The sequence below is a fragment of the Vandammella animalimorsus genome (assembly GCF_002288875.1).
Taxonomy (GTDB): domain Bacteria; phylum Pseudomonadota; class Gammaproteobacteria; order Burkholderiales; family Burkholderiaceae_C; genus Lampropedia; species Lampropedia animalimorsus.
Genome location: NZ_NTBH01000011.1, coordinates 80,862 through 95,545 on the forward strand (window position 1 = coordinate 80,862; position 14,684 = coordinate 95,545).

General features: G+C 67.6%; 14 protein-coding genes and 1 pseudogene. 8 read left to right on the top strand and 7 right to left on the bottom strand.

Annotated elements, in window-relative coordinates; translation table 11 throughout:
• Nucleotides 1-6: 6 nt before the first annotated feature.
• Nucleotides 7-573, bottom strand: coding sequence for a dCTP deaminase (gene dcd / locus CLI93_RS13450; RefSeq protein ID WP_095540497.1), 567 nt, complete (start codon nt 571-573; stop codon nt 7-9).
• Nucleotides 574-723: 150 nt separating this feature from the next.
• Between dcd and CLI93_RS13455 the strand changes: the two genes are divergently transcribed.
• Together CLI93_RS13455 and CLI93_RS13460 are read left to right on the top strand one after the other, a co-directional pair.
• A complete protein-coding gene (locus CLI93_RS13455; protein WP_095996011.1) occupies nt 724-1,365 on the top strand; it encodes an L-threonylcarbamoyladenylate synthase in 642 nt (213 codons plus the stop codon).
• 278 nt (nt 1,366-1,643) lie between these two features.
• Nucleotides 1,644-3,506 carry an IPTL-CTERM sorting domain-containing protein gene (locus tag CLI93_RS13460; protein WP_172425557.1) on the top strand — a complete coding sequence of 621 codons (1,863 nt, stop codon included), beginning with the start codon at nt 1,644-1,646 and terminating at the stop codon, nt 3,504-3,506.
• Between the two features lie 351 nt (nt 3,507-3,857).
• Here CLI93_RS13460 and CLI93_RS13465 read toward each other — a convergent pair whose 3' ends face one another.
• Nucleotides 3,858-4,802: a LysR substrate-binding domain-containing protein gene (locus CLI93_RS13465; RefSeq protein WP_095996007.1), complete on the bottom strand. Its 945-nt coding sequence runs from the start codon at nt 4,800-4,802 to the stop codon at nt 3,858-3,860.
• A gap of 88 nt (nt 4,803-4,890) precedes the next feature.
• Here CLI93_RS13465 and CLI93_RS13470 point away from each other — a divergent pair, with 88 nt between their 5' ends.
• On the top strand, nt 4,891-5,853 hold the full coding sequence (locus tag CLI93_RS13470; protein ID WP_095996008.1) for a DMT family transporter: 963 nt from the start codon (nt 4,891-4,893) through the stop codon (nt 5,851-5,853).
• A 6-nt stretch (nt 5,854-5,859) separates the two neighbouring features.
• On the opposite strand, the gene CLI93_RS13475 is transcribed toward CLI93_RS13470, so the two are convergent.
• Both CLI93_RS13475 and CLI93_RS15230 read right to left on the bottom strand, forming a co-directional pair.
• On the bottom strand, nt 5,860-6,939 hold the full coding sequence (locus CLI93_RS13475) for a helix-turn-helix transcriptional regulator (RefSeq protein WP_095543710.1): 1,080 nt from the start codon (nt 6,937-6,939) through the stop codon (nt 5,860-5,862).
• On the bottom strand, nt 6,936-7,088 hold the full coding sequence (locus tag CLI93_RS15230; protein ID WP_172425558.1) for a hypothetical protein: 153 nt from the start codon (nt 7,086-7,088) through the stop codon (nt 6,936-6,938). The genes CLI93_RS13475 and CLI93_RS15230 overlap by 4 nt, the downstream gene beginning before the upstream one ends.
• A 15-nt stretch (nt 7,089-7,103) precedes the next feature.
• On the opposite strand from CLI93_RS15230, the gene CLI93_RS13480 reads away from it, so the two are divergent.
• Both CLI93_RS13480 and CLI93_RS13485 read left to right on the top strand, forming a co-directional pair.
• Nucleotides 7,104-9,425, top strand: coding sequence for a TonB-dependent siderophore receptor (locus CLI93_RS13480; protein ID WP_172424379.1), 2,322 nt, complete (start codon nt 7,104-7,106; stop codon nt 9,423-9,425).
• A 5-nt stretch (nt 9,426-9,430) separates the two neighbouring features.
• Nucleotides 9,431-10,576 (top strand): alpha/beta hydrolase, encoded by a 1,146-nt coding sequence (locus CLI93_RS13485; protein ID WP_143327013.1) that lies wholly within the window; start codon nt 9,431-9,433, stop codon nt 10,574-10,576.
• Between the two features lie 10 nt (nt 10,577-10,586).
• Here CLI93_RS13485 and CLI93_RS13490 read toward each other — a convergent pair whose 3' ends face one another.
• Nucleotides 10,587-10,892, bottom strand: coding sequence for a YfhL family 4Fe-4S dicluster ferredoxin (locus CLI93_RS13490; protein WP_095543713.1), 306 nt, complete (start codon nt 10,890-10,892; stop codon nt 10,587-10,589).
• Nucleotides 10,893-10,942: 50 nt separating this feature from the next.
• On the bottom strand, nt 10,943-11,515 hold the full coding sequence (locus CLI93_RS13495; RefSeq protein WP_095543716.1) for a DUF2946 family protein: 573 nt from the start codon (nt 11,513-11,515) through the stop codon (nt 10,943-10,945).
• A 122-nt stretch (nt 11,516-11,637) separates the two neighbouring features.
• On the opposite strand from CLI93_RS13495, the gene CLI93_RS13500 reads away from it, so the two are divergent.
• Nucleotides 11,638-13,011, top strand: a complete 1,374-nt coding sequence (locus tag CLI93_RS13500; protein WP_095543712.1) for an anti-phage deoxyguanosine triphosphatase — start codon at nt 11,638-11,640, stop codon at nt 13,009-13,011.
• A 261-nt stretch (nt 13,012-13,272) separates the two neighbouring features.
• On the opposite strand, the pseudogene CLI93_RS15485 reads toward CLI93_RS13500, so the two are convergent.
• Nucleotides 13,273-13,463 (bottom strand): annotated as a pseudogene (locus CLI93_RS15485) (IS481 family transposase); the annotation flags it as partial.
• A gap of 381 nt (nt 13,464-13,844) precedes the next feature.
• On the opposite strand from CLI93_RS15485, the gene CLI93_RS13510 reads away from it, so the two are divergent.
• A complete protein-coding gene (locus CLI93_RS13510) occupies nt 13,845-14,075 on the top strand; it encodes a hypothetical protein (protein ID WP_095543715.1) in 231 nt (76 codons plus the stop codon).
• A gap of 3 nt (nt 14,076-14,078) precedes the next feature.
• Nucleotides 14,079-14,459 carry a type II toxin-antitoxin system death-on-curing family toxin gene (locus CLI93_RS13515; RefSeq protein WP_095543711.1) on the top strand — a complete coding sequence of 127 codons (381 nt, stop codon included), beginning with the start codon at nt 14,079-14,081 and terminating at the stop codon, nt 14,457-14,459.
• The last annotated feature ends 225 nt before the right edge of the window (nt 14,460-14,684 follow it).

Consider the following 14,684-nt stretch of genomic DNA (forward strand, 5'->3'; position numbering starts at 1 on the left):
AGGCTCTCAGGTCCGCGGCAGCGTCACCCCGTGCTGGCCCTGGTACTTGCCGCCGCGGTCCTTGTAGCTGACCTCAGGCGGCTCGTCGCCTTCGAAGAACAGCACCTGCGCGCAGCCCTCGCCCGCGTAGATCTTGGCCGGCAGCGGCGTGGTGTTGGAGAACTCCAGCGTCACATAGCCCTCCCATTCGGGCTCGAACGGCGTGACGTTGACGATGATGCCGCAGCGCGCATAGGTGCTCTTGCCCAGGCAGATGGTCAGCACATTGCGCGGGATGCGGAAGTACTCCACCGTGCGCGCCAGCGCAAAACTGTTGGGCGGGATGATGCAGTAATCGCCCTCGAAATCGACAAAGCTTTTTTCATCGAAACGCTTGGGATCCACCACCGTGCTGTGGATGTTGGTGAACACCTTGAATTCGCGCGCACAGCGAATGTCGTAGCCATAGCTGCTGGTGCCGTAGCTGATGATCTTGCGCCCATCGAGCACGCGCACCTGGCCCGGTTCGAACGGCTCGATCATGCCGTGCTGCTGGGCCATCTGGCGGATCCATTTGTCGCTTTTGATGCTCATGCTGGGCTCGTCCTGCTGCGTTTTTCGGGGATGCCCGGCACGCACCGCGCGCTGCCGCGCGGCCGGGCCGGTCGATTGTAGGGGCCATTTGCGGTGACAATGGCCGCCCGCGCCCTGCGCTGGGCGCGCCTTTTCACCCCCTGCGACGCCATGGCCCAGTATTTCGAAGTCCACCCCGAGAACCCGCAGCCGCGCCTGCTCAAGCAGGCCGCCAGCCTGCTGCAGCAAGGCCAGGTACTGGCCATCCCCACCGATTCCAGCTACGCCCTGGTCTGCCCGCTGGACGACAAGGCCGCCATCGAGCGCCTGCGCCGCATCCGCGGCGTGGACGACAAGCACCTGCTGACCCTGCTGTGCAAGGATTTGTCCGAGCTGGCCAGCCACGCGCGCGTGGACAACCGCCAGTTCCGCCTGCTCAAGCAGGCCACGCCCGGGCCCTACACCTTCGTGCTCGAAGCCAGCAAGGAAGTGCCCCGGCGCATCAGCCACCCGCAGCGCAAGACCATCGGCCTGCGCGTGCCAGACTCCCCCGTCGTGCAGGGGCTGCTGGACATCCTGGGGGCGCCGCTGCTGGCCAGCACGCTGATCCTGCCCGACGAGCCAGACCCCTTGAGCGACCCCGAGGAAATCCGCGAGCGCCTGCAAAAAGACCTGGGCGCCGTGATCGACGCCGGCACCGTGGCCGTCAAGCCCACCACCGTGCTGGATCTGACCAGCATGGAAGGCGGCGGCAGCGCCACCGTGCTGCGCCAGGGCCAGGGCGATCTGGCGCGGCTGGGCCTGTCGGCCTGAGCGCCTCTGCTCAAAACTTCTGCGCAGCGGGCAAGAGCGCGGCTTCAGGCAGCCAGCCCCCGTTGCAAAGCATTGACAAACCGTTGCCGCCTGGGCACAGACCAGCGCCCCAGGGGCAGCGCGCAAGCCCAAGCAGCCCTATCAGAAATGGAAAAACCTGTGGCCAATCGTGTTTAATGCCACTTTTCTTTTCCCCGTCCCGAGCTTTGGGCCCGGCCCCTTTCTGATCCCTTGCTTGCCCTTTGGAGGATGCACCCATGTCGCACCAGCAGACGCTCATGCCTGACCTTGCCGCCCCTGGCCGCCGAAGATTTGCGCTGGCGGCCCTGGTAGCCTGGGCCGCGGCCAGCACGGCCCAGGCCGCCATCCCCCAGGCCGAGCGCGATGCGCTGATCGCGCTCTACAACAGCACTGACGGGGCCCATTGGAAAAACCGCAGCAACTGGCGCAACGGCGGCGATACCGATTTCAACGCCCCTGGCAGTGAATGCAGTTGGCACGGCGTGACGTGCGACAGCGCCAAGGCCCATGTCACCAAGGTGAATCTGGCGGACAACCAGCTCAACGGCACGATTCCCAATCTCAGCGGCCTGCACCAGTTGCAGCATTTCGACGTCAGTGTCAACCAACTCAGTGGCACGATTCCCAATCTCAGCGGCCTGCACCAGTTGCAGCATTTCGACGTCAGTATCAACCAACTCAGTGGCACGATCCCCAATCTCAGCGGCCTGCACCAGTTGCAGCGTTTCGACGCCAGAGTCAACCAACTCAGTGGCACGATTCCCAATCTCAGCGGCCTGAACCAGTTGCAGCGTTTCAAAGTCGGTGTCAACCAACTCAGTGGCACGATTCCCGATCTCAGCGGCCTGCACCAGTTGCAGCATTTCGACGTCAGTGTCAACCAACTCAGTGGCACGATTCCCAATCTCAGCGGCCTGAACCAGTTGAAGGCCTTCCAGGTCGGCGACAATCTGCTGACCGGCAAGCCCCCAGCGGCGCCCACAGGCCTGCTGCCGAGCGAATCCTGGTTGTGCCCAAACAAGCTGGAAGCGCCTTCGCCCACGGACGACGCCTGGAATGCCGCCACCACCGGCAACTGGTCCGACGGCTGCTCGACCACCGCCCATACCGTCACCGCCCAAGCCGGGCCCAATGGCAGCGTCGACCCAGCCACCCAGCAACGGGTGCGCGGCGCCAGAGCGTGGCTGGCCGTCACGCCTGCAGCGGGCTATGAGTTCGATCAGGCCACCCCCGCCCCAAGCTGCGGCCCCGTCACCATCACCATGCGCGACAACACAAACTTGGTGGTCGAGCCGATCGAGGCCGATTGCGAAATCCAGGTTTCGTTCAGGCGCATCTTGCCGGGGCACCACTCCATCACCGCCACAGCCAACCCTGCGGCGGGTGGCAGCATCACCTGCACGCCCAACCCAGTGCCCCATGGCGGCAACAGCACCTGCACGGCCAGCGCCAACACAGGCTATGTCTTTAACGTCTTCAACGGCGATTGCAACGGCAAGACCTGCACCTTGACGAACGTCACTGCCCCCCTGAGCGTGGTGGCGCACTTCACCCAGGCAGTGCCGATACTGCCCCTGCGCGCCATCACCGCCACAGCCAACCCTGCGATGGGTGGCAGCGTCACCTGCACGCCCAACCCGGTGCCCCATGGCGGCAACAGCACCTGCACGGCCACGGCCAACAGCGGCTACGTCTTTGACGGCTTCAGCGGCGATTGCAACGGCAGCACCTGCACCCTGACAAACGTCACCGCGCTCAAGACCGTCACGGCCAACTTCCGCGCCACGACCCCGGCCACCCATGCCATTACCGCCACGGCCAACCCCAGCGTAGGCGGCACGGTGACTTGCACGCCCAACCCGGTGCCCAATGGCGGCAACGCCACCTGCACGGCCACGCCAGCCGCTGGCTATGCGTTTGACGGCTTTGGCGGTGATTGCAGCGGCAATGCCTGCAGCCTGACGAACGTCACCGCGCCCAAGGCGGTCACGGCCAGATTCCGGCTCATCGCCGCAGCCCCTGGCAGCGCCACCGCCGTGCCCACACTGGGCCATTGGGCCCTGCTGCTGCTGGGCCTGCTGACTGCTGCGCTGGGCCTGCAACGCCTGCGCCGCAGCTAAAGCGGCCGCGCCAAGCAATTGGCAAGCCCAAACCCCGCAAGGCCAAGGCCTTGCGGGGTTTTTTTCATGGCTGGCCATGCCCACGTCTGGCTGCTGCTTCCGCCGTTTCCTGACAAGCGCTGCCCGGCATGACGAAAGTCTGAGCACAGCTGCCCGTGCACGCCGAGCACCGCCCAAGTGCCAAGCAAAGCAATCTCCCCAGCAGAGCCCATTGCTGCTTGCACCTGTGGCGCACAGCACCGGGGTCGCAGGCAGCAGGGTCGTTTTCTTTGGGCACTTTTTTCGACACGCACGGAGCCACCAGGGCGGCCCAAACCCGCTGCTCAAAATCCAGGCAGGCTACCCCGCTCCCTAGGGCAATCCCGAAGCCGCCGACACCTTATCCACAGCTTTGTCCCCGGCCATTGGGGATGAATGCTGCAAGCTACCGTTTCCCAGCAGGGCGCGCAGCCGTTGCAGCACGGCCTGGCGCGCCGGGCCGGCCGGGCCGGCGGCGCTGCGCAGCACGAAGCGGCCGCTGGGCGCAGGCGGCAGGCCGCTGCCCGGCCCCAGCTCGCGCAGGCCGCTGGCATGGGCCAGCACCTGGCGCGATTGCAGCGAGACGCCCAGCCCGGCCTGCACGGCCGCCAGCACGCCGGCCATGTTGGGGCTGGTGTAGGCCACGCGCCAACGGCGGCCTTGCTGCTCCAGCTGGGCCAGCGCATGGGCGCGATACACGCAGCCGTGGGGGAACAGCACCAGCGGCAGCACGCTCTGGCGCTCCAGCGCCGTGCCGCTGGCAGCCACCCATTGCAGCGCGTCGGGCCAGGTGTCGTGCGCGTCGTCCGGCCCGGCCTCATCGATGCCGACCACGCGCCGGTACAGCGCAATGTCCAGCTCGCCATCGGCCAGCCCGGCCTGCAGCTGCACCGAGAGCTGCGAGCGCACCTCCAGCCGCGCCTGCGGGTGGTGCTGGGCCACCTCGGCCAGCAGATAGGGCAGCAGCTGCACGGCGTAGTCCTCGGGCAGGCCGATGCGCACCAGTTCGGGCAGGTCTTCGGCAAACAGGTTGCAGACCTCGTCGTGCAGCGCCAGCATGCGCCGCGCATAGCCCAGCAGGCGCTCGCCATCGGGCGTCAGGCTGGTGGCGCGCGCATGGCGCAGCAGCAACGGCCGGCCGGCCTGGGCCTCCAGCTTCTTGATTTGCTGGCTGACGGTGGACTGGCTGCGGCACACGCGCCCGCCGGCGCGGGCAAAGCCGCCGCTGTCCACTACCTGCACGAAGGTGCGCAGCAAGGGGATGTCAAATTGCGTCATGGCAGAGGACGATACATTGAAAAAACCGATTCATGGCATCGATATTTCTCGTTTTTCGATTCATGCCGGCCTTTTTAGACTGGCGGCCATGCCATACGACGTCCACCCCGCCTCTGCTGCTCCAACGCCTGCCGCCGCCGCCACGCCCTCCACCAGCCCAGCGCTGGCCGGCGCTGCCGGGCGCAGCACGCTCTGGCTGGCGTTGCCGTTCACGCTGGTCTGGGCCAGCGCCTTTCCGGCCGCCAAGTTCGTCTTCCCCGACAGCCCACCGCTGCTGTTTCTCAGCCTGCGCTTTGTCTGTGCCGGCCTGCTGCTGACGGCCTGGGCCGCCTGGCGCGGCGAGTTCCGCCAGCGCCGCCCGGGCCTGCGCGACTGGGCCACGCTGCTGGCGCTGGCGCTGCTGGGCCATGCGCTGTACCTGGGCGTGAGCTGGACGGGCATGCGCCAGCTCTCCTCCGGGCTGGCGACCATCATCATCAGCGCCAGCCCGATTGCCGTGGCCCTGCTGGCGGCTGCGCTGCTGGGCGAGCCGCTGACGCGCCGCAAGCTGCTGGGCCTGGCGCTGGGCCTGGGCGGCGTGGCCTTCATCGTGCGCCACCGTCTGCACGGCGGGGTCGATACGGCCCAGGGGCTGCTGCTGGTGCTGTTGGCGCTGGCCTCGCTGTCGCTGGGCACGGTGCTGTACAAGCGCCTGCCGCTGCGCATCGGCCTGGTGGCCAATGCCGGGCTGCAAATGCTGCTGGCCGGCCTGCTGCTGGCGCCAGTGGCGCTGGCGCTGGAGAACCCGGCCGAGCTGCGCCTGACGCCCACGCTGCTGGGCGCCTTTGCCTGGCTGCTGGGCGTGGTCTCGCTGATGGGCTATCTGATGTGGTTCACGCTGCTGGGCCGCCACAGCGCCAGCGCGGCCAGCGCCTGGTTTTTCCTGACGCCACCGCTGGGCCTGCTGATGGGCTGGGCGGTGCTGGGAGAGCCCTTGTCGCTGCCCGATTTGCTGGGCATCGTGCCGGTGGCCATCGGCATTGCGCTGGTCACGCGCGCGCCAGCGCGCTGAGCGCTCTCAACGCCGCAGCTGCGAGGGGCTGGTGCCGAACTCGCGCCTGAAGGCGGTGGCGAAGTTGCCCGCGTGGCGGTAGCCGGCCAGCGCCGCGGCCTGGGCCACATCCAGCTCGGCGCGCTGCAGCGCCTGCCAGGCCAGGCGCAGGCGGCGCCGGCGCTGGTATTCGAACACGCCCTGGCCGTGCACGAGCTGGAAATGGCGCTGCAGTGTGGCCACGCTCATGTGGTGGTGCTGGGCGATGGCCTGCAGGCTCCAGTGGTCGGCCGCGCCGCTGTCGAGCAGCTCGCGCACCTGCTGCATTTGCCGCTTGCGCGCGGCGCTGATGCGCGGCGACTGGGCCGCCGCCTGGCTTGCCTGGGCCAGCGCCAGCGGGGCCGCCGCAGTGGCCGCAGTGGCCGCAGCCTTTGCGCTGCCGGGCTGGGCCAGCTCGTACAAGGCCTGCAGCACGTGGCTGCACAGCATCTGGAAGGCCCCTTGCAAGTACAGCGCCTGCAGCTCGGGGCTCAAGCGGGGCGCTTGCAGCAGGCCGCGCAGCAGCTGGTCCACCTGCGGCGGCGCGCGCCATTGCGCCTGCCGCAGGTGGCAGCGCGAGAACTCATGCACGGCCTGCAGCACGGGCGAGTGCTGCTGCTCGGCGGCGGCCAGCTCCTCCAGCCATTGCGGCGTCAGGCACAGGCTGACGGTGGCCTCGCGCCCGGCCGGCGAGGCGCGGCGCGTGAACTGCTCGGGCCGCTGCAGCGCCACGGCATGGGCCTGGGCCGGCTGGCCCGGCCGTTGCGCCGCGCCCATCAGCAGGCGCTGCGGCCCGTAGCTGACATCGGCCTGCCCCTGCACGACCCAGGCCACGCGCAGGCCCGGCTTGAGCTGCAGCTGCACCTGCTGCGCATGGGCGTCCTCGCACACATCCACCAGGTGCAGCGTGGCCCCTTGGGCCATGGCATGGGTTTGCACGCGCCCGCGCAATGCAAAGGCCTGGTGCTGCACGCCGCTGCGCAGCCGGTAGTGGCTGCCCGCGAGCCGGCTTTGCGCGTCCAGATCGGACAGCGCGATCAAGGGCAGATCAGGGTGAGGGGCATTCATGGCAGTTGCCGCTTGCGCAAAGGTTTTTGCATTTCTCTCAAAGCTGGCCAGCGGGGCGCGATTCCTACAATAAGAATGAGAAATGCTATCAAATTCAACCACCTGGCAATGATCGAGGAATTCCTTGGCCACTGCCAGGCGGTGTTCATGCGCCCATTCCTGTTATGAAGCACGCCATTTTCACGCCTCGCCCACTGCACCTTGCTGTGCAGCGCACTGTGTACCGCACCATTGCCACGCGCTGGCCCTCTGCCTTGAGGCCGCTGGCCCTGGCCTGCGCGCTGGGCTGCCTGGCCGGCGCGGCCCAGGCCCAGCCAGCAACGGCCCGCAATGCTGCGGCCGATGAGCAGCGCAGCCAGACCGCCGCTTCCACCGCCAAGGCCGCGCCCGCCGCCATCGAGGAGCTGGCGCCCGTGACGGTCACTTCCACCAGCGAGGAATGGCAGTCACCGCCGGGCTACGTGGCGCGCCGCAGCGCCACGGCCACCAAGACCGACACCCGCCTGGCGGACACGCCCGCATCAATCTCCACCATCACGCGCGCGCAGATGGACGACCAGGCCGCCGCCAGCGTGGCGCAGGCGCTGCGTTACACGCCCGGCGTGCTGTCCGAGGCGCGCGTCTCGCCGCGCTACGACAGCGTGTTCCTGCGCGGCTTTGGCGGCTTTGGTCAAACAGCCAACTACGTGGGCTACCTGGACGGGCTGCGCCTGCCGCGCGGCCTGTCGTACCTGATTGCCGGCATCGACCCCTGGGCGCTGGAGCGCATCGACGTGGTGCGCGGCCCCAACTCGGTGCTGTACGGCCAGGTCAACCCTGGCGGGCTGGTCAACCAGATCAGCCGCCGCCCCGTGTTCGAGCCGGTGCGCGATGTGCGCCTGCGCCTGGGCAGCCACAGCCTGCGCGAGCTGGCCGCCGACCTGGGCGGCAGCGCCGATGCGCAAGGCCGCTGGGCCTGGCGCATCACCGCGCTGGCGCGCGATGCCAACAGCGCCAGCGGCCTGCCCGAGCGACGCTACCTGCTGGCCCCGGCGCTGAGCTGGCGCCCGGCGGCCAGCACCCAGCTGAGCCTGCAGGCCTGGATCCAGCGCGACCCCAAGAGCGGCAACTACAACGGCCTGCCGGGCGTGGGCACCCTGCTGCCGCACCCGCTGGGGCGCATCCCCTACGACTTCCAGACCGCCGAGCCCAGCTACGAGCGCTTCGACCGCGACCAGAACGCGCTGACCTGGCGCCTGGAGCACAGCTTCAACGAGCACTTCAGCCTGCAGCATCAAGGGCGCTGGCTGTCGGCCGACTCGCGCTTTCGCAACGTCTCGGCCGCGCTGGCCGACCCGGCGCGCAGCATCCTGATGCGCCAGGCCAGCGCCGCCGATGAAACGCTGCGCGGCATCAACACCGACACCCAGCTGCGCTGGCGGTTGCGCAGCGGCGACGTACGCCACACGCTGCTGGCAGGCCTGGACTGGCAACGCAGCACGGCCCAGCGCCAGCTGGGCCTTGGCCGCCCCGGCATGCCGCTGGACTTCCTGGCCCCGCGCTACGGCCTGACCATCGAGACGCCAGCCTTCAACAGCGACTCCGAGCGCCGCCAGAGCCAGACTGGCCTGTACCTGCAGGATCAGCTGGAATGGGGCCCCTGGCTGGCCCAGCTGGGCGTGCGCCACGACCGCGCCAGCCACCGCGACCGCATCGAACAACTGGCCGCCGGGCGCACCACCATCCACCGCCAGAGCGACCGCAAGAGCAGCGTCAACGCCAGCCTGATGTACCGCATGGCCTCGGGCCTGTCGCCCTATGCCAGCTACGCGACCTCATTCGAGCCCACCACCGCCATCAACCTGCATGGCGACCCATTCAAGCCGGGCACGGCGCGGCAGATCGAGCTGGGCGCCAAGTACCAGCCCGCCGGCCAGCCATGGCTGCTCAGCGCCGCGGCTTTCGAGCTCACGCGCCGCAACGTGCTGACCAAGGACCCAACGCCCGGCGCGCCGTCCAACAAGCAAATCCAGACCGGCGAAGTGCGAGTGCGCGGCCTGGAATTTGAAGGCCGCGCCGAGCTGGGCCGCAGCCTCAGCGCCATCGGCGCGCTGACCTGGCTGGATCCAGAGGTCACGCGCAGCCACATCCCCGGCGAGCAAGGCCGCCAGCCCGTGGGCGTGCCGCGCACCAGCGCCTCGGCCTGGCTGGACTGGCGCCTGCTGCAAGGGCAGCTGGGCCTGTCGCTGGGCGCGCGCCACATCGGCAGCACCTGGGCCACGGTGGACAACAGCCTGCGCGTGCCCGGCCAGACTTTGCTCGATGCCGGCCTGCGCTATGAGCTCAGCCACCTCAGCGCCCAGCTGCAGGGCATGCAATTGGCGCTGAACGTCAGCAACCTGACGGACAAGCGCTACCTGGCCAGCTGCGCCCCTGGCGGGCGCGGCCTGGGCTGCTTTGCCGGCCCCGGCCGCCAGTGGACGGCCAGCCTGCGCTACCAGTGGTGAGCGCCATGCCCCGCCGCCAAAGCCAAGACCACGGCCCCGGCCCCGGCCCCGGCGCAGCCGCAGAGTCCCCCTTGACGCCGCCGCCGACGCCGCCCGTGCCCGCGCCGCTCACCCCGGGCGCTGCCCAGTTGCCCCCGCAGGCGCGCCAGCGCCGCCAGCTGCTGCTGGCCATGGCCAGCGGCAGTGCATTGCCCCTGCAGGCCATGGCACAGCAGCCGCCAAGGATGGCGCAGGCAAGGCCCGGCGCTGCGGCCCAGGGCAGCGCCGGGCCTGCAGGGCTGTCACCGGCCGAGCCCGCCGCCTTGCCCCAGGCTCGCCAGCATTACCTGACATCGCAGGCCACCGCCCGGCGCTACCGCATCCAGGTCAGCCGCGTTGGCCCCAGGCCGCCCGGCGGCTACCCAGTGCTTTACGTGCTCGACGGCGACGCCATGTTCCCCGTGGCCGCCATGGCGGCGCTGGGCATGGCCATGCGCGCCGATGAAAACGGCATCGCCCCCATGCTGCTGGTGGGCGTGGGCTACGAAGGCGGCGGCCTGCTCGACGAGCAGGCCCGCGCCGAGGACTACACCCCGCCCGCGCCAGACCTGAGCAACACCGGCGATCGGCGCGCCCAGCGCCAGGGCGGGGCCGAGCGCTTTTTGCAGTTCCTCCACCAAGAGCTGCAGCCGGCCGTGGCCCAGGCCTACCCCGTCGATGCCGGCCGCCAGGCCCTGCTGGGCCATTCCTATGGCGGCCTGTTCGCGCTGTATGCGCTGCTGCAGGGCAGCCCCGGCTGGCAGACCTACATCGCCTCCAGCCCGTCGATCTGGTGGAACCAAGGCCACATCCACCAGCTGCGCGCGCAATTTGCCGCGCGCCAGGCCCAGCGCACGGCGCACGCGCCGCGCTGGTTGCAACTGAGCATTGGCGAATACGAACAAACCCCTTCGCCGTTGATCGACGCCCAATCGCCACGCGCGCGCATGATGCAGCAGCGCGGCCAGGTCGATCAGGCCCGGCAGTTCGTCCAGGCCCTGCAGCGCGATGCGGTGCCGCAACTGACCATCGGTTTTCAGCATTACCCGCAGGCCACGCACGCCACGGCGGCGCTGCACGCCCTCATCGACGGCCTGCGCTTTGCCAGCGCCAGCTGGCGCGCTGCTGCGTAAAAACCTCTGTTCAGGATTCGGATGCGTGCGCAGGCTGCGCGCTGGCAGGCGCTGCCTGTGGCGCTTGCTGCTCGGCGCGCAAACGCTCGAACTTCTGCCACAGGGTTTCGCGCGATTCGACGTGCTCGGGATTGACGGGGATGCAGGCCACGGGACAGATCTCCACGCATTGCGGGGTGTCGAAATGGCCCACGCACTCCGTGCAGCGCAGCGGGTCGATGAGGTAATAGTCCTCGCCCATCGAGATCGCATCGTTGGGGCATTCGGGCTCGCAGACGTCGCAGTTGATGCACTCGTCGGTAATCATCAGGGCCATGGCGGGCTCTCGGGGGGCTGGGTGATGGGGCGCGTTGTGGGGTGTGTGGCTCAGTCGCCGCTGGCAGTCTGGGCTGTCTGGGCTGCGGCCTCTTGCTGCTGCGGGCTGCAAACAAAGCCGTAGCGCTGCTGCAGCTGCGCAAAGCGCGTGGCCTGGGGCTGCCAGTCGGGCCGCTGCTCGATGCAATCGCTCAGCGCCAGCATGTCCATGCTGTGCACCAGGCCCAGGCCCAGCTGCGTGGCGATGAAGACGCGGCCGTGCTCGTCCTGCCAGCTTTCGCCCCACTGCACCGGCTGGCCGGTGTGGGTGTGCAGCTGCGGCTGGCCGTCGGCGCCGCAGGCCACGCGCAGCACCCAGGGCGCGGCTTCGAGCTCCACGAACACGCGCTGCGGCCCGTTCTGGAAATACCAGCGCCCCTGCTCATCGGCGGCGTAATTGCGGCCGATGAACTCGGCCAGGCCCGCATGCGCCAGCGGCTGCCCCTTGGACTGGGGAAACGGCCCGCGCTCCTGGGTTTGCGCATCGCGCATGTACCACTGGCCGCGCGCATCCAGACCCAGCCAACCGCTGCAGGCCGGCACATTGGGCCACTTGGCCATGGCTTTTTTCACGATCTCGTCCATGGCCGCCATTCTGCACAGTCTGGCGGGTGCCCCGGGCAAAGCCCTGCAAAACCCGGGCGCTCGACGTGGGCCTGCGCCACCGCACACTGCCTACAATGCCCGTTTTTTTGCCAGCCCATCCCATGCCCAATACCACCGGCAGCTGCTGGACCGAGCGCAAGCGCCAGACCGACGAGGGCTACGCCAGCGGCCCTGGCCCCTTGAACAGCGGCAGCCCCGATGCCCAATACCAGCGCGATCGGGCGCGCATCATCCACTGCGCGGCCTTTAGGCGGCTGCAATCGAAAACCCAGGTGCTCAGCCTGGGCGAGAGCGATTTCTACCGCACACGGCTGACGCATTCGCTGGAGGTCGCGCAACTGGGATCGGGCATTTGCGCGCACCTGCAGCAAACCCAGCCGCAATGGGCCGCGCTGCTGCCAACGCCCATGCTGATCGAGGCCATTTGCCTGGCCCACGACCTGGGCCACCCGCCCTTTGGCCACGGCGGCGAGAGCGCCATCAATGCCGTGATGCGCGCGCACGGTGGCTTCGAAGGCAATGGCCAGACGCTGCGCATCGCCATGCGCCTGGGCGAATACTCCGAATCCCACGGGCTGGACCTGACACGCCGCACGCTGCTGGGCGTGCTCAAGTACCCGGCCCTGCACCGCGACGTGGCGCGCTACCCCGATGCGCACGCTGAGCACAGCGCAAGCACGCCGCCGCGCCCGGCCTGGCAGGCCAGCAAGCCGCCCAAATGCATCCACGACGACGAGGCGCAGCAGCTGGACTGGGTGCTGGCGCCGCTCAGCCAGGCCGACCGCCAGCGCTTCACGGCCATTGACTGGCCCGCCAGCGGCCATGGCCACGGCAGGACGCGGCACAAGGCGCTGGACACCTCCATCATGGAGCTGGCCGACGACATCGCCTACGGCGTGCACGATCTGGAGGACGCTGTTGCGCTGCGCCTGCTCACCCAGGCCCAGTGGCAGGACGAGGTGGTGCAGCGCGCCCGCGAGCTGCCCTGGCGCGATGCCCAGGAGCAGGCCGAGTTCGACGCGCTGCTGGGCTTTGCCACGGCACAGCTGTTTCGCGGCGGCGACAAACCGCGCAAGCACGCCATCAGCCGCCTGGTGGGCTTTCTGGTGGCGCGCACCCACATCCGCGCGCAGCGCCTGTTCGAGCAGCCGCTGCTGGACCTGCAGGCCGAGCTCAGCCCCGGCGCCTTCGGGCTGCTGCGGCTGCTCAAGGACTTCGTGATGCAGTACGTCATCCTGCGCCCGCAAATGCAGGAGCTGGAGTTCAAGGGCCAGCAAATCGTCGTGCAGCTGCTGCAAGTACTGCTGGACAACCCGCTGCGCCTGCTGCCGCTGGAGCAGCAGCAATTGCTGGCCGCCGGCGCGCCGCTGCAGCGCACCGTGTGCGACTTCGTCGCCAGCATGAGCGACCATGAGGCCACGCGCCGCTACAGCCGCCTGTTTGCGCCCAATGCCGGCTCATTCCTGGCGCTGTGAGTGCCGCGCCGCAGGCAAAAAAAACCCCGCTGGGGCACAGCGGGGTGTAAACGATCTTGGATAGTTCTCGCAGATTCTCAAACCACTCTTGATCTGGGCCCATCCGAAGGCATATCACCCAGATCAGCCCGGGCATGGGTCGCACCGCAGGCAAACGCCCAGCCAGCCCAATGCACCGAGGCGCGATTCTATGCCAAGTTGCGCCCTTTACCACAATTTCGCGCGCGGCAAGGGTTATGGCGCATGGCAATGGGCAGTTTTTTACGCGTCACATCCCGCACGATCATATGACCGCTTATTGAACAGCTCAGGCCGTTCTCGATGCCACAGTTTCATCGCCTGCATGGGCGTTCGGCCCTTGAGGGCAAACTGTGGCAGCTGGTGGGGCTGAACAAGGCCACATAGCGCAGCAGCGTTTGCTGCAGGTCCTGGGCGCTGTTGAAGCGGTGGGTATCGTTTTTCCAAAGAACCCCCTCATATGCGGGCACGGGTTCGGTTCCGTGTTCCGCCACCATATGCAAGGGCTCGGAAAATCTCCGAGCCCTTTTTCTTGCCCGAAATCCCCGCATGACGCAAGGCGCCGGCTATCTGTGCTGCGGGCGGCCACCTGCCGAAACGCCCGGAATCGGCCACTTTCTCCGCCTGAGCATGTTCTCTGTTTGGTCTTCGGGTAGGCGCAAATGGCAATCCAGAAAAATCAACAGCTTACGCACTACGGTTTAGCGTCAGCCAAGGCGACCAGTCAGCCATCGAAGGCCAGCCAAGCACTGGCGTGGGGTTCCATCTTGTTCTATCATGAAACATCAAGATAAATCATGATGGAGAAGATGGCCATGCCGAGTACCGTTCGCGAGAAATTTTCCTCCCAGGCCGCGCCCGATGTACTGGCCGCACTGCGGCAGATCGCAGAAAGCCAAGGCCGCCAGTTCCAGGCGGTGCTCGATGACGCCCTGCGCGACTACATCGACCGGCAGCAGAAGGAACGTCCGCGCCGCCACGTAATGACTTCTTTCGCGTCCAGCCTGGATGAGTTCGACAGCCTCTACCGTGAACTGGCCAAGTAAGCCGTGCTGCGCGACTATTTGACCGTGGCCGATGTTCTCGGCATGCACACCGTGCTGATGCAGCGTTACGGCGGCGCCCCAGGTGTGCGTGATCCTGGTGCGCTGGAGGCTGCCTTGTTCCGCCCACAGACTGGCTACTACGATGACATCGTGGCTGAAGCGGCTGCGTTGCTGGAAAGCCTGGCCATCAACCATCCATTCGTGGATGGCAACAAACGCATCGCCTTTGCCGCTGCTGACGTGTTCCTGCGCATCAATGGCTGGCGCCTGCAACGCGCTCCAATGCAGATTCACGCTGAGATGATCCAGATGTTCGAGAGCGGAACATTTGATATCGCCCACCTTGACCCCTGGCTACGGTCTTTCGCCACCCTGGCAGAGTGATGCATTGAACAAAAGAGCCCCCAATCAAAAGAGCCCCCAATGTCCAGAGCCAGGCATCCAAGTCCATCAATCAGGCCAATATCAACGAATCGATCATGGGGAACCTCTAAAAACCGGGCAATTCCTGGACTTCCAGCCCCAACACTTCACGATCTGAAAAAAACCGGATCAAGAAGCCCTTTTTTAGAGCGCGTTTGAGCCCATTTCCCTCCTTTTCCTCACGCA